Raw genomic sequence first — 22473 nt, 5'->3', positions numbered from 1 at the left:
GAGCTTATATAAGTAAATGACGCAGCTAATATAAATAACCTTAAGTAATATAAGGACGAATAATTACACCTTCTTCACCTTTTACTTCTTCCATTACTACATAAGTTCGGCTTTCACTAACGTTAGGCAATTTTAATAATATGTCACCTAATACACCACGGTATTCTGACATATCATTTACGCGCGTTTTAAGTAAAAAATCAAAATTACCCGATACTAAATGACATTCGATAATTTCTTCGTGCTTTTTAACGGCCGCACTAAACTCATCAAATACGTCGGGAGATGTTTTAGTAATTGTTACTTCTACATACACCGATAAACCTTGCCCAAGCTTAGCTGGATCGACCACTGCTTTATAGCCAAGTATGTAGCCTTCTCGTTCTAGCTTTTTCACTCGCTCCAGACAGGGCGTGGCGCTTAGGCCAACTCGTCTGGCCAGTTCAACATTTGACAAGCGTCCATCGTGCTGTAATTCCATTAAAATTTTACGGTCAATTCTATCTAATAACTGATGCATAGTACCAACTAGTTTTTTGTGCTGTTTATTTTTGTTATATAGATGATAACACTAGATTTGACTTTAAAAAAGGTGAGACACACGGGCTTATGATGAATATAATAGTGAAAAATGTTAATCCGTTCTTAATAAGGCAAATGATATGATTATTGGTGTTCCTAAAGAAATTAAAAACCATGAATACCGTGTAGGTATGGTTCCTGCGAGTGTTCGTGAATTAGTAAACCACGGTCATCAAGTGATTGTAGAAACTGATGCAGGCATGGGTATTGGTTTTACTAACGAAGATTACACGCTAGCGGGTGCTGAAATTTTAGCAACTGCTGCTGACGTTTTCGCTAAAGCAGACATGATTGTAAAAGTAAAAGAGCCACAAGCTGTTGAACGTGCAATGCTACGTGAAGACCAAATTCTTTTCACTTACTTACACCTTGCACCTGATCTTCCACAAACTGAAGACCTTGTAAAAAGCAAAGCTATTTGTATTGCATACGAAACTGTAACTGACTCTCGCGGTGGTTTACCGCTTCTTGCTCCTATGAGCGAAGTTGCTGGTCGTATGTCTATTCAAGCTGGTGCACAAGCGCTAGAAAAATCTAACCACGGTCGTGGCATGCTACTAGGTGGCGTACCAGGCGTTGAAGCAGCTAAAGTTGTTATCATTGGCGGCGGCATGGTTGGTCGTAGTGCAGCGCAAATGGCTGTTGGCCTTGGTGCTGAAGTTGTCGTTCTTGACCGTAACATCGACGTTTTACGTGCACTAGATGCGCAATTTGGTAATAAAGTAAAAGCTATTTACTCAACTGCTGATGCACTAGAAAAACATGTACTAGAAGCTGACTTAGTAATTGGTGGCGTACTAATTCCAGGTGCTGCTGCACCTAAACTAGTAACTGCTGAACACATTAAAGCAATGAAACCTGGTTCTGCAATTGTTGACGTTGCAATCGACCAAGGTGGCTGTATTGCTACTTCTAAAGCAACTACGCATGCAGATCCTACTTTCATCGTTGATGAAGTTGTTCACTACTGTGTTGCTAACATGCCAGGCGCTGTTCCTCGTACATCTACGTTTGCACTTAATAATGCAACATTGCCTTTCATCATTAACCTTGCAAACAAAGGTTATAAAAAGGCATTACTAGATGATGCTCACTTCTTAAAAGGCTTAAACGTAATTAAAGGCCAAGTAACTTACAAAGAAGTAGCTGAAGCGTTCAACATGGAATATGTTGACCCACGCACTGCAGTAGAAAACGCGTAACTACTATTGTTACCGCTTATACCTAAGTAATTATTTAGGTATAAGCATTAAAAAAGCAGCTAATTAGCTGCTTTTTTTGTGTCTAAATTTTAGATTTATACCAATCACATTAGATAAAACGCTTGATAATAAAATCGACTTTTACACGCTTAGCTTGGCCTAGTAATTTTTTAACTGGCTGCGGGTAATCGTCCATCGTTTCTAAATCATCTGGGCCTGTTAAACGTCGGCAGTGTTGTAAAATTTCCTGCTTTTCGTTATCAATAGCATCCATAATTGTTTGCTCTGGATCTTCTATTAAAATACCGTTTTCGATATCAAGACCCCATGCACGCGGATTTAAGTTATGCCCGCTCAGTAAATGTTTTGTTCTATCTGAACAAATACCTTTTAAATGAAACGAATTGCTTTCATCTTTCCACAGATACACATTTAAATTACCGTTGTCGATATGGCGCTTTTGCGTTTTTACAAACTTATGTAAAATGGTTTCGTATAAATAAGGTAATGCCCCTATTTTACTAAACGGCTCGCTTGGCGGTAAATAAAAGTCATTTGCTGTTTTATCGCCTACAACAATAGTCACTTGCTTACCCTGCTTTAATAATCGACGCAGTGATCGCATAAGCGGCGCCGGAAAATTAAAGTATGGCGTATACAACACAAGTTCTTGCTCTGTGTTATCAAATAACGCTTTTATTAAACGATTTAATTCGTTATTACGACGCCCAAGCCCTAAAAATAAGCGAATACCTAATGCTTTCGTATTTAGCTGCTCTGCTGCGTTATAACTTGCGACTTTTAAATCACGCATTAATTGCTTTTGATCAAGCTTAAAGTCGTGCAAACGCTTAAGCGGTCGTGTGTCTATGCGCGGCACAGCAACTGAACTAAGCAGCTTTGTTTCAATAAAATCAACTACTGAGTCACACAGTTCGCTCTGCGTTATTAAAAAGTAACGATCGAGTCTGTAGCGCTCGTTGTATTGCAAGTAAACGTTGTTTAAGCTTGCACCGCTGTAAAGTAAGGTGTCGTCAATTACAAAACCTTTTAAATGCAATACACCAAAAAGCTCTTTAGCTTTTACAGGTACGCCATACACTTGTACGTTCGATTTAAACTTTTCTAAATCGTCACAGTATAAGCTTGCGTTGCCGTCTGATTTATCTGCGCCAATTAAACCACGTTGCGCACGATGAAAATCCACCAGCACTTTTACCTCAAGTGCCGGGTTTGCCAATGACACACGATGCAGCGCTTCTAAAATTTCGCGACCCGCTTCGTCATCTTGTAAATACAACGCCGTAATATAAATTCGTTTTTTTGCGTTCGCTATCAAGCGTAGCAATTGCGTTCGGTAATCTTGCGCATTGGTTAAGACGTTAACGTCTTTTGAAGTCAACCCGAATGCGGGTTTTTCCTGCCAAAATAACATAGTTGCCTATTTGCTTAGGTCACATAATCTATCAGTGACAAATAAAATTAGGTAAAACATAACAAAAAAAATCAAAGGGGTCATGAAATAACGCTGTTTTGTTGCCTGTTAGTCTATTTATTGAGCTACTTAGGCATTTTAACTGTAAAAGCAAAGAACTCTAGTACACAATACTGCACAGCTTTTCGATTTAAGAAAAAAAATAATCGCGGATTTTGTTTACATCTGCCTTGTTTTTCTTAGAATCAAGCGCATTAATGAGCATATTGAACACCGTATTAAACGTTTAGGAAAAATAATGACTGAAGCAAAACATTGTAAGCTACTAATTTTAGGCTCTGGCCCAGCTGGTTATACTGCCGCAGTATATGCAGCACGTGCAAATTTAAACCCTGTTTTAATTACAGGCATTCAACAAGGTGGCCAATTAACAACCACAACTGAAGTTGAAAACTGGCCTGGTGATGCACACGGTTTAACAGGCCCTGCGTTAATGGATCGTATGAAAGAGCATGCTGAGCGCTTTGAAACTGAAATCATATTTGATCACATTAATAAAGTAGATGTATCTAAGCGCCCTTTCACACTAACTGGCGACCAAGGTACTTACACATGTGATGCATTAATCATTGCAACCGGTGCATCTGCTAAATACTTAGGCTTAGAGTCAGAAACTAATTTCCAAGGCCGTGGTGTTTCGGCCTGTGCTACATGTGACGGCTTTTTCTATAAAGGTCAAAAAGTAGCAGTTGTGGGTGGTGGTAATACAGCGGTTGAAGAAGCGCTTTACTTATCTAACATTGCTGACGAAGTACATGTTATTCACCGTCGTGATAGTTTCCGCAGTGAAAAAATACTTGCTGACCGCCTTGCTGAAAAAGCAGCAAACGGTAACGTTGTAATGCATTACAACCGCACGCTTGACGAAGTATTAGGCGACCAAATGGGCGTAACAGGCGTACGTATTAAAGATGCACACTCTGATGCAACTGAAGAGCTAGATTTAGCCGGCGTATTTATTGCTATTGGTCACAAGCCAAATACCGATATGTTTGTTGGTCAACTAGAAATGAAAGATGGCTACTTAGTTGTAGAGTCTGGTCTTCACGGTAACGCGACTCAAACAAGCGTAGAAGGCGTTTTTGCTGCAGGTGATGTGTCAGACCACATTTACCGTCAAGCAATCACATCTGCGGGTACAGGCTGTATGGCTGCCCTTGATGCTGAACGTTTCTTAGATAATCTATAAGCGGTCAAAATAATTTAGAGGGGCTGATTATTCAGCCCTTTTTTTATGTCTAAAATATAGTTACACTTTTACGATCAATTATAAAATAAGTACTGTATGAGAAATCAGCTATACCAACTAAGCGAAAACGATATAGCATTCCCCAATCCGGAATACGCATTAGAATCCCCTGATGGCTTGTTAGCAATTGGCGGAGATTTGAGTTTGCCTCGCCTAAGTAATGCCTACAAAAGCGGAGTATTCCCTTGGTTTAGTGAAGATGAGCCTATTATGTGGTGGTCGCCGAGCGAACGAGGCATTTTTGAGCTTAATGATTTTCATATAAGTAAGAGCCTGCGTAAGCATTTAAAAAAACACCCTGTTAGAGTAACCATTAATAATGCCTTTGAGGAAGTGATAGAAGCCTGTCGCGATCAACGCATTGATACCGATGGCACCTGGATCACCTCTGACATGCTCGACGCTTACGTTAACGCGCACAATGCAGGCATTGCACATAGTTTAGAGGTGTGGAGTAACGGAGAGCTTGCAGGTGGCTTATACGGCATAATGCAAAATGGTGTATTTTGTGGTGAGTCTATGTTTCATCATCAAACCAATTGCTCTAAGCTTGCTATGTGGGCACTGGTAAATTGGCTTAAACGCCATGATGCACACTTTATTGATTGCCAGCTAGAAAATCCTTATTTAATGACCCTAGGTGCACAAGTAATCCCCCGTTCCACATTTTTGACTAAACTAAAAGCTGCACATAACTATACTGTTAACCCTATTATGTGGGAGCCACAAGAACTTGACGCAATCTATGAATGAGCAACTTCCGGCTCGTGTTGGTTTAACCCAAGAGTTTGACTGTAGTTATTTACCCAACAGACGCGAGCAACTTTTAGTTATTCTTGACCCTAGTTGCTACAGCACCGACAAATTTGAGTCTTTATTAGGCTTGGGATTTCGTCGCAGTGGTAACCAAATATACCGTCCGCACTGCCCAATATGCAGCGCATGTAGTTCTGTACGTGTATTAGCACAAGACTTTATACCCTCAAAATCGCAAAAACGTAAACTAAACAAAGCAAAAACACAGTTTGAGGTAAAATTTTCAACGCAAGAGCGACCTGAATACTATCCGCTTTATAGCAAGTACATAACGATGCGTCATCAGGATGGAAGTATGTATCCTCCTGAAAAAGAACAGTTTCAAAGTTTTTTGCTTTGTAGTTGGCTCAAGATCACATTTATTGAACTGTGGCACCAAGATACTTTAGTCGCAGTTGCCGTAACTGATTGTATGAATAGCGCTATTTCTGCAATTTATACCTTTTTTGATCCCGACTTTGAACACTATAGTTTAGGCTCTGTGATGATATTAGAGCAGCTAAAGTTTGCAAAAGAGCAAAATAAGCAATACGTGTACTTGGGCTATCAAATTGATGAATGCGACAAAATGAAGTACAAAACTCAGTTTTTACCTGCTCAAAAACAGCTCAATGATGAGTGGGTGGCTATTTAATTTGCAAATATAGCCCCTGCGCCTTTACTTATTGGAGTATTTTGGGCAAAATCTGCAGCGTTTAACTATTAAAGAGGTGTTACGCTAAACATGGCGAAAGAAGACGTAATCGAAATGCAAGGGACAGTCCTTGATACTTTACCAAATACAATGTTCCGAGTTGAGCTAGAAAATGGTCACGTAGTTGTGGCTCATATTTCAGGCAAAATGCGCAAAAACTATATCCGTATTTTAACCGGCGATAAAGTAACGGTAGAAATGACTCCTTACGATTTATCAAAGGGTCGTATCGTATTCCGTGCTCGCTAAGTAAGTGCGTAAACGAGATTTAGTTTTTGGCTAGTGTTTTACTAGCTTTAAGCGTTTATTAAATGTAATTGATAGACATTGACTAGCAATTACATTTAATAAACAAAAAGCCCAGTTTTTGCTGGGTTTTTTGTTGCCTATAAAAAAATCAAAAAAATGGCCCGCTATTATGTAGCGGGCCATTTTATTTAATTAAATTATTTAATTAACGTTTTACGCTGGTGTTAAATTACTCTCGTAATCAAAGCGAATCTTCTTGTCTTTAACTGATACTTTAACCGTACCGCCATCAACAAGTTCACCAAACAGTATTTCGTTAGCTAATTGCTTTTTAAGCTCTTCTTGAATAACACGTGCCATTGGACGTGCACCCATTGCTTTATCGTAGCCTTTATCTGCCAACCACTCACGTGCTTTAGACGTAAGCTCAAGGTTAACTGATTTTTTATCAAGCTGCGCTTGCAGTTCCACAATAAACTTATCAACCACCAGTAAAATAACTTCACGTTCAAGGTGATTAAACCAAATGATGTTATCTAAACGGTTTCTAAATTCTGGTGAAAATACTTTATTAATTGCACCCATTGCATCGTGCGTATGATCTTGCTCTGTAAAACCAATCGACTTACGCGTAGTTTCTTGAACGCCCGCATTGGTAGTCATTACAACCACTACGTTTCTAAAATCAGCTTTACGGCCGTTATTATCGGTCAACGTACCGTGATCCATAACCTGTAGCAAAATGTTGTAAATGTCTGGATGCGCTTTTTCAATCTCATCTAGTAGTACAACAGCATGTGGATTTTTAATAACTGCTTCTGTTAATAAACCACCTTGCTCAAAACCAACATACCCTGGTGGAGCACCAATTAATCGACTAATTGCATGGCGTTCTACATATTCCGACATATCAAAACGAATAAACTCAACACCCATACATTTAGCAAGTTGCTTAGTTACTTCGGTTTTACCCACACCGGTAGGCCCTGCAAACAAAAACGAACCTACTGGCTTTTCTTCGCTCGATAAACCAGAGCGAGATAAACGAATAGCTGATGTAAGTGCGTCAATAGATTGATCTTGCCCAAACACGAGCATTTTAAGGTTACGGTCTAAGTTTTTAAGCGTTTCTTTATCTGTCGACGAGACGCTTTGCGCTGGGATACGTGCCATTTTAGATATAATTAGTTCTATATCTGCCACGCCAATGGTTTTTTTACGTTTAGAGCTAGGTTGCAGACGCTGGCTTGCACCGGCTTCATCAATTACATCAATGGCTTTATCTGGCAAGTGGCGCTCATTAATGTATTTAGCACTGAGTTCTGCAGCTGCTTTTAGTGCTTTTTGAGTGTAACGAATGCCATGATGCTCTTCGTAACGCTCTTTTAAGCCGTTTAATATTTTAGTGGTATCGGCAACACTTGGCTCAAGTACATCAATTTTTTGGAAGCGACGTACCAATGCACGGTCTTTCTCAAAAATATTTTTATACTCGTTGTAAGTTGTTGAACCCATACAACGTAGCTTACCACTTGAAAGGAGTGGTTTAAGCAAGTTTGATGCGTCCATAACACCACCAGACGCCGCGCCGGCTCCAATAATAGTATGTATTTCGTCAATAAATAAAATAGATCCAGGCTCTGCTTGTAGTTCTTTTAATAAGCTTTTAAAACGCTTTTCAAAGTCGCCACGGTATTTAGTGCCCGCAAGCAGCGCGCCCATATCGAGTGAGTACACAACAGCATCTGCAATTACTTCTGGTACTTGCTTATTGACAATGCGATACGCTAAGCCTTCAGCAATAGCTGTTTTACCAACGCCCGCTTCACCAACAAGGAGTGGGTTATTCTTTTTACGACGACACAATACTTGTACCGTGCGCTCTACTTCGCTGTCGCGCCCGATCAGTGGGTCAATGTTACCTTCACGTGCTTGAACGTTTAAGTTTGTTGTAAAGCTGTCTAGCTTGCTTGCTTCTTCATTTTGAACTTCTTGCACTTCATCATGAATATCGTCGCTGTCGTTACCTAATTCATCATCAGCTTTAGAAATACCGTGCGAAATAAAGTTAACAATATCTAAGCGCGATACATCGTGCTTTTTAAGTAAGTAAACAGCTTGGCTTTCTTGCTCAGAAAAAATAGCGACTAGTACGTTTACGCCTGTAACTTCATTTTTGCCTGAGGATTGCACATGGAACACAGCACGTTGTAATACACGTTGAAAACCAAGTGTTGGCTGAGTTTCACGTTCTTCTTCTAAATCTGGAATGACGGGTGTTGTTTCGTCAATAAATTCTAATAATTCGGTTTTTAAACCAGAAATATTAACACCACACGCGTTTAGGGCTTCTCCTGCAGAAGGATTATCTAACAGCGCAAGTAAAAGGTGCTCTACGGTCATAAACTCATGACGGCGAGTGCGCGCTTCACGAAACGCGGCATTTAATGTGAGTTCTAAGTCTTTGTTTAGCATTGGCAACCCCTTACTGAGATAATAATTTATACCACAACAATCGGATGTTTGATCACCCTAATTGGTATTTATTCCTGCTCACAACTACAAAGCAGTGGATGCTCGTTATCACGCGCGTAGCGGTTAACTTGTTCAGCTTTGGTGTGGGCTACGTCAGCGCTGTAAACACCACATATACCCTTACCTTTTTCATGAACCTGAAGCATCACGTCGGTTGCTCTATCGCTATCCATATTAAAAAACGTCGTTAAAACTTCTATTACAAAGTCCATCGGCGTGTAGTCGTCGTTATTTAAAACAACTTTATATTTTCGCGGCGGCTGTAGCTTTTGCTTTTCGCTGTCGCGAACTGTATCGATAACACCTGAATCTTTCATACCACTCATAATTAAATATAGTCTTGTCTTTGTAACTCAAGCAAACTTGAATAAAAAATAAATAAAATGTTAAAAAAATAACTCAAAACACTTGACTGGTTGGCTAAATAAACTACAGTCAAACGTAGATTGATTAAACCTTAGTCAGTCTAGCAAATAATACAATTTAGAATAACTAAATTAGTCAACTTATTGAAGGATGTAGAAGTATGGCTTGCGGTAAAGTTAAATGGTTCAACAACGCTAAAGGTTTTGGTTTCATCGTAGAAGACGGCTGCGAGAATGATATTTTCGCTCATTACTCAACAATTGTAATGGACGGTTATAAAACGCTTAAAGCTGGTCAAGATGTAACATTCGAATTAGAACAAGGACCTAAAGGTCTACACGCTAAAAATATTGCCCCAGATGGTGACATTATTGAGTGACTATTGTTTTGTTCGACTAAAGCGAGTGACCTTTTAAGATCCTCGCTTAATTCCTTAAGCATACTAACTTATCTCTTCTCCCCTATTTATTGCCTCTTTTCATTCAAATTCAACCCTTTTCCTTGAATTTATTTTATATACCCCAATGTTCTAAGAGTTGATTGTTTAACTGCTTATTGGGCATGCTCAACCTCTAGCCCTTTTTATTTAAGCTTGTTACACTCTTGGTGCTAAAAATTGCGTATTAACGCAGCAACTAATCCAACTTGTCGCCTCTTTTATATGTACTAGGCTAAAGGCTGATTTATTTTTGTTAATTTTTTAGCTATAAATACAATTCCAGTTCGTCAGGTGTGACTATTCTGCTTTTATAAAAGAGCAACGCTGAGTACCAACACCTAACAAACTATTCATTACGAGCGTATGTATTCATTAACTTGTTTAATAATATGTACTCACTCATTAGTAATGATTTTCTTTGCATTGTTGAATAAGACCTTTTCGGTCTACTATCTAGGAATGATGATGACATCAAAAATTATCTATACAAAAACGGACGAAGCTCCGGCACTAGCAACTTACTCGTTGCTACCGATCATCCAAGCATATACAAATGCGGCCGGTGTTGAAGTTGAAACTCGCGATATCTCATTAGCAGGTCGTGTAATTGCTAGCTTCCCTGATTATTTAACACCAGAACAACGCATTGGTGATGCACTAGCTGAACTTGGCGAGCTTGCTAAAACACCAGAAGCAAACATCATCAAATTACCAAACATCAGTGCATCTGTACCACAGCTTCGCGCTGTAATTAAAGAGCTTCAAGCACAAGGTTATGCACTTCCAGATTACCCTGTTGAACCTAAAAATGATGAAGAAAAAGCAATTCAAGCTGCTTACGACAAAATTAAAGGCAGTGCAGTAAACCCAGTACTACGTGAAGGTAACTCAGATCGTCGTGCGCCAGGTTCTGTTAAAGAATATGCACGTAACAACCCGCATTCAATGGGTGCGTGGAGCAAGGATTCAGAGTCTTACGTTGCAAGCATGAGCGAAGGCGACTTCTTTGGTTCAGAAAAATCAGTCACTGTTGATGCAGCCACTGATGTACGTATTGAACATGTTTCAACTAACGGCGACGTTACAGTACTTAAACAAAGCACGCCGCTTTTAGCTGGCGAAGTTATTGATGCATCAAGCATCAGCGCTTCTAAGCTTCAAGCTTTCTTAGCTGCTGAAATTGACGCTGCTAAAGAAAAAGGTGTTTTATTCTCGCTTCACATGAAAGCGACAATGATGAAAGTATCTGATCCAATTATCTTTGGTCACGCTGTAAAAGTATTCTACAAAGATGTATTTGCTAAACACGGTGAGCTTTTTGAAGAGCTAGGTGTTGATGTAAATAATGGTTTAGGCGATGTATATTCTAAAATTCAAACATTAGACGATGCTAAGCGCGAAGAAATTGAAGCAGACATTCAAGCTGTTTACGCCAGCCGCCCTGCTATTGCTATGGTTGATTCTGACCGTGGTATTACAAACCTACACGTACCAAGTGACGTGATCATCGATGCTTCTATGCCTGCTGCAATCCGTTCAAGCGGTCAAATGTGGAATAACGATGGTAAATTACAAGACACTAGCTTTGTAATTCCAGATCGTTGTTACTCAGGTATTTACCAAGCAACTATTGATTTTTGTAAAGTAAATGGCGCGTTTGATCCAACAACTATGGGTAGCGTACCTAACGTTGGCCTTATGGCTCAAAAAGCTGAAGAATACGGTTCACACGATAAAACGTTTGAAGCTAAAGCAGATGGTTCTATCCGTGTTGTTGATGCAAATAGTAATACATTACTTGAGCACAGTGTTGAGCAAGGCGATATTTGGCGCATGTGTCAGGTTAAAGACGCACCAATCCAAGATTGGGTTAAGCTTGCAGTAAATCGTGCACGCGCAACAGGCGTTCCAGCTATTTTCTGGTTAGACGAAAACCGTGCACATGATGCAGAGCTAATCAAAAAAGTAAATAAATACCTACCAGATCACGATACAGCTGGCCTAGATATTCAAATTTTAGCACCGCTTGAAGCAACGTTGTTCTCACTAGCGCGTATTAAAGAAGGTAAAGATACTATTTCTGTAACAGGTAACGTTTTACGTGATTACCTTACAGATTTATTCCCAATTTTAGAGCTAGGTACGAGTGCTAAAATGCTTTCAATTGTTCCACTTATGAACGGTGGTGGATTATTTGAAACTGGCGCAGGTGGTTCTGCACCTAAGCATGTTCAACAATTCGAAAAAGAAAACCACTTACGTTGGGATTCTTTAGGTGAATTTTTAGCACTTGCTGCATCTCTTGAGCACCTAAGCGTAACTACAGGTAACAACAAGGCACAAGTTCTTGCTGATACACTAGATAAAGCGACTGGTACTTTCCTTGCAGAAAACAAGTCTCCTTCACGTAAAGTGAAAGAAATTGATAACCGTGGTTCTCATTTCTTCCTATCTTTATTCTGGGCACAAGAACTTGCTAAGCAAAATGACGACAGTGAACTTAAAGCACAGTTTACTCAAATCGCTAGCGACCTTGAGTCTAATAAAGATAAAATCGTAAGTGAGCTTAACGATGCGCAAGGCCCTGCAGTTGATTTAGGCGGATACTTCCTACCTAATGACGATGCTGCGTTTAAAGCAATGCGTCCAAGCACTACATTTAACGATATTCTTGCTAAATTAGTATAAATATTAGTTTGAATTAAAAAGCCGCTTACTTGTAAAAGTAAGCGGCTTTTTTGTGTCTAAATTTTATAAAAAAGGCCGCTATTTATAAAATAGCGGCCTTTAAAATAATCAAATTTATTTAATTAATTATTTAGTATCATACCAATTCGCTTAATTAAGTGATCAACTTTGAGGCAAGAAAATCTTGTCGATAACAAGGCAAAAATTTCGTTATTTAGTTGCTCTATATCAGAAATTTTTAACGCCGTTACCGTCAGATTTAATCCCTCAAATTGATTAAGTATTATTGCGGGTTGGTATAAGCACGTGGCATTTTTGAATCAGTCATATAACGGTCACGCAGTTTATCTTGGCGAGATTGTGTAGATACCTCAACGCCATTAATAAACATTTTATTCACGTGGCTGCTGAGTTCAAACGGGTCATTACTCCACATTACTGCGTCAGCTGCTTTACCTACTTCAAGGCTACCTGCATTAATACCAAATACATCAGCAACGTTTGATGTAACCGCTTTTAACGCGCCCTCTTGGCTCATACCGTACGATACAGCATTACCAGCATCAAAACGCAGCTGGTAAATGTTGTGGCTTGCATCGCCGCCTACTGTTAATAATACTTTTACGCCTGCTTTTTCAAGCACGCCTGCATTATCTAAACTCGCATGAAGCGAATCAAAACTTGCTGGTAAGCTATCCATTGCACTAATAATTACTGGGATATTTGCTTTAGCAACGCGCTCTTTGACTACAACAGCGTCTTGTGCACCGTTAAGTACTAAGTTAATACCAAATTGCTCTTTTACTTTAATAAGCTCAATAATATCTGCCGCACGCGATACGCCAACCACTAATGGCATTTCGCCACTGAGAACTTTTGCCATTACTTTGTCTTCAGTACTTGGCTTGTCGTCATCTTTTTTAGCTTTTTTACCGGCTTTAGTTTTGTGCTCATCAAGCTTATTAATAAGTGTTTGCAAAGTAAAAGCACGAGAACCTTTACTACGCTCACCTAAGTAAACAATTAAAGCCGCTTGTTTTTGCATGTTGCTGTCAAAACTACCACTTAAATCAACAACACTAGCAAGGCCTGAAAAAATGCTATCGCCGCCATGAGGGGTAATTACATCGCGTGTTACACCGCCTTTACGCGCATAAGGAATTAAGCTCGAATGTGCGTTGTAAGCCAAGCTTACATCAAAATCAATACCAGCCTTTTCCTCGCCTGCATCGCGAGAGCCCGCAACTGCACTTACTTCAACTAAACCAAGTTGATTAATACTTGCAATAAAGCCAGGGGTTACAATTTGACCCTTTGCATCAATAACTTTATCGGCTTTAACTTCAGTTGGGTTAATTGCTGTGATTTTGCCATCTGTCATGACAATGCTTGCCGCTTCTAATACGCCTTGATCTGATGACGTATGCAATGTTGCATTAATAATTGCTAGCGATTGTGCGCTTACAGCACCAGATGCTAATAATCCTGCAGCAACCAGAGAAAGCGAAAACGAACGTGATAAATTTTTCATTCTGGGTGCTCCTTATTGTTGACCTAACATAAAATCACTTGTTGCTTGATACGCGCTGTCGTTTCTATCGTAAACCTTTGCACCATCAACAAACACTTGTTCAGCTTTAGCATAAACACTAAATGGGCTTTGATTCCAAATAACCACATCGCCCTGCTTACCGGCTTCTAGTGAACCTGTTTTGTCATCAATACCAAGTGATTTAGCCGCGTTAGCCGTGATCCATTTAATAGCGTGCTGCTCAGAAATATCAAAACCATTTTCGTTAGCGCGGTACATAACCTTGCCCGCTTCTTGGTTTAAGCGCTGAATTGTTGTATCTGAATCTGAGTGAACAACCGCACATGAATTTTTAACTGCATCAACAATAGCCACGTTTTCTTGAACCATGTCGTAGGCTTCCATTTTAAAGCCCCACCAGTCTGGCCAAAGTGCAGCACACGAGCCATTCTCAGCAAGTAGGTCAGCAATTTTATATGCTTCTACACCGTGATGGAACGTACCCGCGTCATAATTAAATTCTTTTGACAGGTCAATCATCATTGCCATTTCTTCGGCTTTATAACAATGATTATGAATACGTACTTCGCCTTCAAGCACACCACGCAGCGTATCGTGTTTAATGTCACGTACTGGTGCTTCTGGGTTTAAACCTGTTTCATAATCGGCATCGTATTTATCCCATGCACGTTTGTACTCAGCGGCTTCAGCCCACGCCATGCGATAGCCAGCCATATTACCCATACGGGTAGAAGGCAATACACCTTGACGACCATAAACACGTTTAGGGTTTTCACCACACGCCATTTTTAAACCGTATGGCGCATCAGGGAACTTCATGCCTTGCATTGTGTGTGCAGGTACGTTTTTAAGCGTAACGCCGCGTCCACCAAATAAGTTAGCTGAGCCTGGTAAAATTTGTAGAGAAGTAATGCCGCCTTCGCGTGCACGATTAAAGCCAGGATCTTGTGGCCAAACAGAATGCTCAACCCACACTTCTGCAGTGTTAGGGCTGGTCATTTCGTTACCATCTTGATGCGACTCAACCGACGGGCTTGGGTATGCACCTAAATGTGAATGTACGTCAATAATACCCGGTGTTACCCATTTGCCTTGTGCATCAATTGTAATATCAGCAGTAGCAGTTAAGTCTTTACCAACTTGTTGTACTTTACCATCAACAAGTAATACGTCAGCCTCATCTAAACGCTCACCAGTACCTGTAAGTACTGTTGCATTTGTAATAAGTGTGCTTGATGTAGAAACGGGTTGATAAGTGCTTGGATAAGGATTTTTGTTGATTGTTATTTTATCGTCTTGCGGGCCGTTTTCTTGGCAACCTACAAGTGCAGCAGCTAAGCCAACTGCTAATAAAGATGGTGCAAATTTTTGCATGTTGTTTGGATCTCCTGTTTTTTTGCTACTTTAGCGAAAGCTAAAGGATAAAGCCAAAAAAACAGGTGAAAACGCAGTTAATTAAGATGAATATCTGTAATTATTTCTTTATATAATTGTTATACAACTTTTCAAGCGCACCTTCGGTTGTAAGCGATGGATCTTTGCTTATAAAATGCTTAACCGTACGGGTTACAAAATCAGAGTTTTGCTTATGTAGCTTTGAAAAATCTTTAATAATTGTATTACCATCTTTAGCCGCAGTTACTTTGTCATGGCGGTGACGATACTGGCTCAATGCTTTATTAAAATCGCCTTGGTAGTCTTCAACCAATATTTTATAAAAGTCACTTTTTTGTACGTTTAAGTCATTAATGCAGTAATTTAACGCCTCTTTAAAGTCGGTAAATATCATGCCTTCTACATCAAATTCTTTCGTTTTTTCGCGTACAGCGACTTTGGCATCTTCTGTGGCATAGCTAAAACCAGTAAACGCTAAACGCTCAGCCGCTTCTTTTCCTAATTTCATACCTGCTTGAATACTATGGGCAAACTCATCGCTCATGTCGCCAAGTTCGTTTTCTTCCCACATGTTATAAACACGCAGAGGTTTTGCGTATTTAGTGGCAAGCTTTTTTTTCATTTTAGTGAAACGCTCATCAATCGTCATCAGCCTTTCGTTATGTAAAAGCGCATGGCACTCATAACACGCAGGAATAGATATAAAGTCAGCCTCTTCACCTAAATCAACAATGCTTTGTAGCATATGCAGCGGCGGACAATGGTCGCGCTCTGTTGCTTCACAACCACAATAAAAACACTGGTTAAAATGCTGCTGATCGCAAGCGTATGCTTGCTGATAATAACTGGCTAACGTTTTGCTCACCGTTGCTCCTAAAAAACACGACTAAATTATGGGGGCGATAATAACAGCCTGAAAAAATAAGTCATACCAATTACATTAAATTAGTAATCTATTATTGCGCTAATAAAGTAGCGCAATAACAAGGCGAAATTATAACGTGTAGTTGCTATCACTAATTACTCCCTGCATTGCTCTATCTCTTGCATCCATGCACTCGTACACGAACAATTTTTAACGCAGTAAGTGCGCTATTTAATGCGATAAAATGATTATTTTTTTAATTGGTATCAGTAGTTATATTTAAATCACGGCCGCTATTAAACCAAACAAGCCACCAAACACACCACCCCACACAACAAGCCAGCCTAAGTGCTCGCGGATCATAGTTTGAATAATCTCTTTAACCATTTTTGGGGTAAGCTCATCTAAGCGCTCATCAACTAGTTTAAGCACCGTTTTATGTAGGCTCTCTGCGCTATTACCTTGTGAAAGTGTTTGGCTTACTAATGCTTTAAAGTCGTCAGTTTGGGAAATCTCACTAAGCGACAATTGCATTTTTTCAATAAACTTTTCACGCATTGGCTCTATTGCCGCTGTGCCACCAAACATCCCTAACATGCTACCAAACTGTGACTCTTCAATAACGATAAGTAAATTGTCGAATGCAGGGTTTAAATCAACATTGCTAATTATTGGCTCAAAATCGATATTGGGCTGCGCTTTATTGAGTAAATTATTAATTTTTTGCTCTGAAAAAAACTCCGTTAATATTAGGTTTCGTATAGCTACTTTAAAGCTTTCAAACTTAAGCGCTATAACGCCTGAGCCATATAAAAACGGGACTTTTTCGAACAACATATGAATCGCTAATAAATTAGTTACCGCACCTGAAAGCGCAAATAAACCAACAGATAACACAATTGCTTGGTTAAACATAAAACCGACAACAACACATAAACCCGCTAGCAAATTGGTTATTAAACTTTTGTTCATTTTTACTCCATTACAGTAAGTGTAATTTTTATGCAATATAGTCGTTAATTTTACAACGTTTAGATTGTTAAATTAATACCTTTTTGCCATAGTTTAAGTATCTGTTTAAAAGGCGAGCAATTTTTATGTGGAAAACAGTAAATGAGCACATCAGCCAAGCCATTAATTTTGACTTTAAACACACCTATAAACGCCAATTACAAAGTACAAATACCGATAAACTATTTCATATTACCATTGGTACGCATAACTACTTGGTTAAAATAGCCCTAAAAAGCGAACTTGAACGTTTAGAAAGTGAATTTATTGGCTTAAAGCTGCTAGCGCAAAATAGTCACTTTAAAGTACCTGAATGTATTGTAACCGGCGCTAATATTGAATTTTCATTTATTGTTTTACAGTGGCTTGTTTTAGATAAACAACCCCACAACACGTGGGCAACTATGGGAAGCAGCCTTGCTAAAATGCATCAAAAACACGACCAAGCTATGTTTGGTTTTGATGTAGACAACTACATAGCTACTACCATACAACCTAACCGCTGGCATAAAAAGTGGGATGTATTTTACGCCGAGGAACGTATAGGTTGGCAATTACAGTTACTCGCTGAAAAAGGCATTAACTTTGTTGAGCCCGAGCGCTTAATTAATGCCACAAAAGAGCAACTTCATAGTCACCAAGTAGAACCTTCATTATTACATGGTGATTTTTGGCGAGGAAATATGGGCTTTTTAAAAGCAGAGCCAACGGTATTTAATCCGGCTTGTTATTATGGTGATCGGGAAGTGGATATTGCAATGAGTGAATTATTTGCCCCACTGCCAAAAGACTTTTATAGCGCCTATAACCAGCACTATCCGTTATCGCCAAATTACGAAAAACGTAAGTTAATATACCAGTTATACCCTATTTTAAATCACGCTAATATATTTGCTGGGCACTATCTTACTGAAGCTAAACAACATATAGAAAAGCTGCTCAGTTAATACAATTTTATGCGTAAAATAAATGTCATAATAGGCTATTAAGAACTATATTTAATCAGTAAGTAAGGAGTTCAGCTTTGAGCCATTAAGTAGTTGCTAGCATATACGCAATTACTTAATTATTTATAACTGGAGTGATTATGAAAAACTATTTATCACAACGAATTGCCTGCCCACACTGCGGACACCACATACATTTAGACTTAGACGCAAGCATGGGCGATCAAGACTACGTTGAGGAATGCACTGCCTGTTGTAACCCAATTCATTTAAATATGCATATAGATCATGCTAACAATAAATTAGAGCTACACGTAGACAGTGACGACGAACAAATATTTTAACTTAAGCCTGATGGCGTAAGTAGTTTTCTACCGTATTTACAATAGTGTAAGTTTGCTGATCAACTTCAATATTAAACTTGTCACCCACTTGCGCTGCACCAATGTTTGTAATGGCGAGCGTTTCTGGAATTAGATGTAACCAAAAGCCTTGTTCGTCAACTTCGCCTACGGTTAAGCTTGCGCCATTTACCGCAACAAAGCCTTTATATAGCACATACTTTTGCCACTCTTTTGGTAAGCTTAATTGAATTTTGCAGTTATTCTCAAGCTTCACTATTTGAGAAATTTGTGACGTACAATGAATATGCCCAGACACTATATGCCCGCCAAGCTCAGTACCAAACGTAACAGAGCGCTCATAATTAACTAAACTGCCTAGCTCAAGCAAACCTAAATTAGTTAACTTTAGGGTTTCGTCAATTACATCAAAATGCACTTGCGCCACCACATCATGATTACTTAGCTCAACTTGCACAACGGTTAAACAACAGCCATTAATAGCAATACTTGCGCCTAAATCTAAATGCTTAACGTACTCATCGCTCACCGATACAACTAAGCGTAAAACACCGTCTGTTTGAGTTTTAGAGACCACCGTAGCTTGCGTTTGCACTATTCCTGTAAACATAAAATCACTTTAAATTATTACAAAGTGCTAGTTTAACGTATCAACTCATAAAATCATTCACTCCTGTGATTTTTATTTGAAACACAATAGATTACAATTGCCGCCTGTTTTATCAAATAGCTGTTTTTATGACCTTTTGTAATTGGGAAGCTAAGCGTTTACTTTCCCTCGCTTTACCTGTTTTTTTAGCGCAAGTAACTCTTATTTTAATGTCGGTCGTCGACACAATTATGGCCGGACAAGTAAGCCCTACCGACTTGGCCGCACTTTCTATTGCTACTGGTATTTGGAACCCTCTTTTACTTGGCCTTCAAGGTATTTTATTAGCGCTTACTGGTATTATTGCGCAGTTTTCAGGTGGCGATGATCGCAAAGGTATTAGTCATTATTTTCAACAAGCTCTCTATTTAACGGCTATTTTATGCTGCGTAGGCTTTTCTATTACCTATTTAGCCGACACCATTATTTTTAAACTAGACACCAGCCCAGCAATTGCAAATCTTGCGTATGATTACATTCACTTTGTTAAATGGGGCATTTTTGGTTTTTTAACTTTTACCGTATACAGAAACGTTACCGAAGGCATGGGTATGACCAAGCCCGCGTTTTATATAAGCCTGCTAGGTTTAGCTGTAAATATTCCGGTAAATTATATTTTTATAAACGGCTTATTTGGCTTACCCGCTTATGGCGGCGCAGGGTGTGGTATAGCAACAGCCATTGTTTTAACTGTTATGGCAATAGCACAAGTTACCTATTGCCACACAAGTAAAAAGGTAGATGCCAAAGGCCTGCTTTCATCATTTAAAAAACCTAACCTAACCACTATTGGTATAATTACAAAATTAGGGATACCAATCTCACTCGCCACTTTTTTTGAAGTTACTTTATTTGCGTGTATACCGCTGTTTATCGCGCATTTAGGTGCAGTTGCAGTCTCTGGTCATCAAATAGCAGCAAGCGTTACTACTTTGTTATTTATGATGCCGTTAAGCTTATCTATCGCTATAAGTATTCGTATAGGCAATTTATTTGGCCAAAATAAAATGACCGAACTTAAAGTTGCGGTATCTACTAGCTATATTTTAGCAATTGCGATTGCATTATTTTTAGCACTCATAACATTCCTCGGCCGTGATTTAATTAGCCAACTTTATACCGACAGCCCTGCCGTAATGGCATTGGCTTCATCAATTATGATTTTAGCGTGTATTTATCAATTACCGGATGCATTGCAAGTTGCAGCCAATGGCATACTTCGAGGGTTAAAATACACTACGCCTATATCGTATATTACGTTTATATCGTATTGGTTAATCGGCTTTTGTTTAGGTTACGTATTGGCAAGAACAGACATAATTGTGCCAGCCATGGGGCCTCATGGCTTTTGGGTTGGAATAATAGTAGGTCTTAGTGTCGCTGCTATTTTATTAATGCTAACGGTAAAAAAACGTCTAAAATATGAATTTCTTAAAATTGATGCACTTAATCAAAACTAATAAACTCAGCCTTAAAATATTACCAGCTACAATGCTGGTAATGTTCGTTTTTGTACTTACCGGCTGTAGTAAAGCACCCAGTAGTGTAAACGCAACTTATGTTGAGCGCTTAAGTAGCACCGTTAATGTAAATACAACACAGCCTGCGCCACTCAAGCAACTCCCCTTACTGCAGCCTACCCCAATAGCACAAAGTGACTTAACACTGAGCATTGTTGAGCTTGCAGGCATTAGCCAATGTAAGCTTAACGTACTTATAAGTGAGCACAATAACCAATTAGGAAAAACCGCCAGCGCTGCTGGGCAGTTAAAATATCAAATAAACTTTATTAAAAGTGCGCAGGTTTGCTTAAACACGCTTGATAAAAATAGTCCTAGTTACACAAAAATACTCGCAGCCAAAAACTACAAAGAAACACACCTAATGCACTTTTTTAACACCATGTTATTTAAAGAGCCTGAGCTAAATCGTACCTGGCAACTCACTTCAAACGAGCTTACTACTGAACCCGCTGGTTTTAGCGATACCGTATTTGCACTAAAGCAACTTGTACTCATTAAGCAGCAAATAAACGCTAAAGAATTTAGTGAAATTAATAGCGATTCTATTTTTAGTGCACTCGAACAGCTTAATAAATATCAATTTAACCAAGCTTTAATTCAGTCAGCCCGTAAACAGATAGTGTTAAACAACAACGCCACACAGCTTGTAAAAACACTAAACTTTAATACCCTATGCCCTGAGGGTAAAAACAATAAAAACGCAAAAATTATAAGTAACGTATTTCAAAAGTTTTACCTAAAACAAATTCAGCCCTATCAAGCGCAGTTAACTGGTTATTTAGAAGTACTACAACCGCTTTATAACGAGCTTTGGTTTAACGAAAGTATCTCAAGTCCTCAAATTAATAACTTAGTAAAAACGGGCTCGACAAGTAACTTACTGAACTTACTAAAAAGCTCAGCTAAAAAACATGTGGTTTGGTGGCAAGTATTTTATAAAACGTGTGAAATAAGCCCAATATGAATAAAAAAACGGCAAATAAACTCAAAAACAACAAACTTGCTTGATTCACCAACCGCCACGCTATATATTAGCCGCCGTTGTTAAGCAATTAACACCTACTTAAATAAAGTAATACGACTGTAGCTCAGTTGGTTAGAGCACTACCTTGACATGGTAGGGGTCGGTGGTTCGAATCCACTCAGTCGTACCAACATTTAAGTAAGTTTTAATAAAAATACAATCTTAGCACTTCATAAAATTGTACGACTGTAGCTCAGTTGGTTAGAGCACTACCTTGACATGGTAGGGGTCGGTGGTTCGAATCCACTCAGTCGTACCAACATTTAAGTAAGTTTTAATAAAAATACAATCTTAGCACTTCATAAAATTGTACGACTGTAGCTCAGTTGGTTAGAGCACTACCTTGACATGGTAGGGGTCGGTGGTTCGAATCCACTCAGTCGTACCACTTCAAAGTAATAATAAATCCAAAGAAAAAGCACTACCCACTCTTAATCACCCGGTCCAAGGGTCAGTGGTTCTAATCCACTCAGTCGTACCACTTCAAAATAATAAAAACCTAAGAAAAAGCACTACCTACTCTTGATCACCCGGTCCAAAGGTCGGTGGTTCGAATCCAATCAGTCGTACCAACATTTAAGTAAAGCCTTAAAAAGTGCAAAGCTGGAGATCAGTTGGTCAGATGTCGTGATAAGTGACTTCAACTGAAATTTTATTCTTTACCTCATCAGTAAATGGTGTAGTGGTCAATAAAATTTGGCCACAGTTTTAGAATCTTTGTATCTAATCTCAGATTCATTTGGCGCTAAACCAGCATTATAATGATGCGGCCTAACGTTGTTGTAATATCCGTTGATATAATCACTAACGCTATATTTAGCATCTATAAA

General features: G+C 39.1%; 20 protein-coding genes, 3 tRNA genes and 1 pseudogene. 14 read left to right on the top strand and 10 right to left on the bottom strand.

The window, feature by feature from the left end:
• Positions 1 to 40 precede the first annotated feature (40 nt).
• Positions 41 to 520 (bottom strand): leucine-responsive transcriptional regulator Lrp, encoded by a 480-nt coding sequence (lrp, locus tag I6F66_RS18740; protein WP_007582985.1) that lies wholly within the window; start codon positions 518 to 520, stop codon positions 41 to 43.
• A gap of 142 nt (positions 521 to 662) precedes the next feature.
• On the opposite strand from lrp, the gene ald reads away from it, so the two are divergent.
• Entirely contained in the window at positions 663 to 1784 is a 1122-nt protein-coding gene (gene ald / locus I6F66_RS18735; protein WP_010552621.1) for an alanine dehydrogenase, read from the top strand.
• 109 nt (positions 1785 to 1893) lie between these two features.
• Here ald and pssA read toward each other — a convergent pair whose 3' ends face one another.
• A complete protein-coding gene (pssA, locus tag I6F66_RS18730; RefSeq protein ID WP_197209568.1) occupies positions 1894 to 3219 on the bottom strand; it encodes a CDP-diacylglycerol--serine O-phosphatidyltransferase in 1326 nt (441 codons plus the stop codon).
• A 298-nt stretch (positions 3220 to 3517) separates the two neighbouring features.
• On the opposite strand from pssA, the gene trxB reads away from it, so the two are divergent.
• The 4 genes from trxB (at position 3518) to infA (ending at position 6287) form a co-directional block, all read left to right on the top strand.
• Complete coding sequence (gene trxB, locus I6F66_RS18725) at positions 3518 to 4468, top strand: thioredoxin-disulfide reductase (RefSeq protein ID WP_008168643.1); 951 nt, start codon at positions 3518 to 3520, stop codon at positions 4466 to 4468.
• Between the two features lie 96 nt (positions 4469 to 4564).
• Positions 4565 to 5281 (top strand): leucyl/phenylalanyl-tRNA--protein transferase, encoded by a 717-nt coding sequence (aat, locus tag I6F66_RS18720; RefSeq protein ID WP_165740694.1) that lies wholly within the window; start codon positions 4565 to 4567, stop codon positions 5279 to 5281.
• A complete protein-coding gene (locus I6F66_RS18715) occupies positions 5274 to 5978 on the top strand; it encodes an arginyltransferase (protein WP_197209574.1) in 705 nt (234 codons plus the stop codon). Before aat ends, I6F66_RS18715 begins: the two co-directional genes overlap by 8 nt.
• A gap of 90 nt (positions 5979 to 6068) precedes the next feature.
• Positions 6069 to 6287, top strand: coding sequence for a translation initiation factor IF-1 (infA, locus tag I6F66_RS18710; RefSeq protein WP_002962494.1), 219 nt, complete (start codon positions 6069 to 6071; stop codon positions 6285 to 6287).
• A 213-nt stretch (positions 6288 to 6500) separates the two neighbouring features.
• Here infA and clpA read toward each other — a convergent pair whose 3' ends face one another.
• Together clpA and clpS are read right to left on the bottom strand one after the other, a co-directional pair.
• Positions 6501 to 8762: an ATP-dependent Clp protease ATP-binding subunit ClpA gene (gene clpA / locus I6F66_RS18705; RefSeq protein ID WP_007585108.1), complete on the bottom strand. Its 2262-nt coding sequence runs from the start codon at positions 8760 to 8762 to the stop codon at positions 6501 to 6503.
• Positions 8763 to 8830: 68 nt separating this feature from the next.
• Positions 8831 to 9139: an ATP-dependent Clp protease adapter ClpS gene (clpS, locus tag I6F66_RS18700; protein WP_007585109.1), complete on the bottom strand. Its 309-nt coding sequence runs from the start codon at positions 9137 to 9139 to the stop codon at positions 8831 to 8833.
• A 209-nt stretch (positions 9140 to 9348) separates the two neighbouring features.
• Here clpS and cspD point away from each other — a divergent pair, with 209 nt between their 5' ends.
• Complete coding sequence (gene cspD / locus I6F66_RS18695; RefSeq protein ID WP_002962500.1) at positions 9349 to 9567, top strand: cold shock domain-containing protein CspD; 219 nt, start codon at positions 9349 to 9351, stop codon at positions 9565 to 9567.
• 525 nt (positions 9568 to 10092) lie between these two features.
• Positions 10093 to 12315: an NADP-dependent isocitrate dehydrogenase gene (locus I6F66_RS18690; protein ID WP_197209567.1), complete on the top strand. Its 2223-nt coding sequence runs from the start codon at positions 10093 to 10095 to the stop codon at positions 12313 to 12315.
• A gap of 283 nt (positions 12316 to 12598) precedes the next feature.
• Here the strand turns inward: I6F66_RS18690 and I6F66_RS18685 are convergent, their stop codons facing one another.
• The 4 genes from I6F66_RS18685 to I6F66_RS18670 all read right to left on the bottom strand — a co-directional run bounded on the left by I6F66_RS18685 (position 12599) and on the right by I6F66_RS18670 (position 17099).
• Positions 12599 to 13846, bottom strand: coding sequence for an amidohydrolase family protein (locus I6F66_RS18685; protein ID WP_197209566.1), 1248 nt, complete (start codon positions 13844 to 13846; stop codon positions 12599 to 12601).
• Positions 13847 to 13858: 12 nt separating this feature from the next.
• Entirely contained in the window at positions 13859 to 15241 is a 1383-nt protein-coding gene (locus I6F66_RS18680) for an amidohydrolase (protein ID WP_197209565.1), read from the bottom strand.
• 100 nt (positions 15242 to 15341) lie between these two features.
• Positions 15342 to 16127: a hypothetical protein gene (locus I6F66_RS18675; RefSeq protein WP_007585117.1), complete on the bottom strand. Its 786-nt coding sequence runs from the start codon at positions 16125 to 16127 to the stop codon at positions 15342 to 15344.
• 279 nt (positions 16128 to 16406) lie between these two features.
• Positions 16407 to 17099 (bottom strand): DUF445 domain-containing protein, encoded by a 693-nt coding sequence (locus I6F66_RS18670; RefSeq protein WP_197140292.1) that lies wholly within the window; start codon positions 17097 to 17099, stop codon positions 16407 to 16409.
• 125 nt (positions 17100 to 17224) lie between these two features.
• Between I6F66_RS18670 and I6F66_RS18665 the strand changes: the two genes are divergently transcribed.
• Both I6F66_RS18665 and I6F66_RS18660 read left to right on the top strand, forming a co-directional pair.
• On the top strand, positions 17225 to 18085 hold the full coding sequence (locus tag I6F66_RS18665; RefSeq protein ID WP_197209564.1) for a fructosamine kinase family protein: 861 nt from the start codon (positions 17225 to 17227) through the stop codon (positions 18083 to 18085).
• A gap of 140 nt (positions 18086 to 18225) precedes the next feature.
• Positions 18226 to 18429 (top strand): CPXCG motif-containing cysteine-rich protein, encoded by a 204-nt coding sequence (locus tag I6F66_RS18660; RefSeq protein ID WP_197140288.1) that lies wholly within the window; start codon positions 18226 to 18228, stop codon positions 18427 to 18429.
• A 1-nt stretch (position 18430) separates the two neighbouring features.
• Here I6F66_RS18660 and I6F66_RS18655 read toward each other — a convergent pair whose 3' ends face one another.
• Positions 18431 to 19057, bottom strand: coding sequence for a riboflavin synthase subunit alpha (locus tag I6F66_RS18655; protein WP_165739270.1), 627 nt, complete (start codon positions 19055 to 19057; stop codon positions 18431 to 18433).
• 128 nt (positions 19058 to 19185) lie between these two features.
• Between I6F66_RS18655 and I6F66_RS18650 the strand changes: the two genes are divergently transcribed.
• From I6F66_RS18650 to I6F66_RS18630, 5 genes are all read left to right on the top strand, one after another.
• Positions 19186 to 20556, top strand: coding sequence for an MATE family efflux transporter (locus I6F66_RS18650; protein WP_197175079.1), 1371 nt, complete (start codon positions 19186 to 19188; stop codon positions 20554 to 20556).
• Positions 20537 to 21583, top strand: coding sequence for a DUF3080 family protein (locus I6F66_RS18645; protein ID WP_197175287.1), 1047 nt, complete (start codon positions 20537 to 20539; stop codon positions 21581 to 21583). The genes I6F66_RS18650 and I6F66_RS18645 overlap by 20 nt, the downstream gene beginning before the upstream one ends.
• 113 nt (positions 21584 to 21696) lie before the next feature.
• Positions 21697 to 21773 (top strand) — tRNA-Val (locus tag I6F66_RS18640).
• A gap of 52 nt (positions 21774 to 21825) precedes the next feature.
• Positions 21826 to 21902: transfer RNA gene (locus tag I6F66_RS18635), tRNA-Val, on the top strand.
• A 52-nt stretch (positions 21903 to 21954) separates the two neighbouring features.
• Positions 21955 to 22031: transfer RNA gene (locus I6F66_RS18630), tRNA-Val, on the top strand.
• Positions 22032 to 22329: 298 nt separating this feature from the next.
• Here the strand turns inward: I6F66_RS18630 and I6F66_RS18625 are convergent.
• A pseudogene (locus tag I6F66_RS18625) lies at positions 22330 to 22473 on the bottom strand (IS3 family transposase); the annotation flags it as partial.

The organism is Pseudoalteromonas sp. NZS100_1 (assembly GCF_015864285.1).
GTDB classification, from domain to species: domain Bacteria; phylum Pseudomonadota; class Gammaproteobacteria; order Enterobacterales; family Alteromonadaceae; genus Pseudoalteromonas; species Pseudoalteromonas arctica.
Note: the sequence above shows the minus strand (reverse complement) of the source record. Positions and strands in the feature narration are given on the sequence as shown.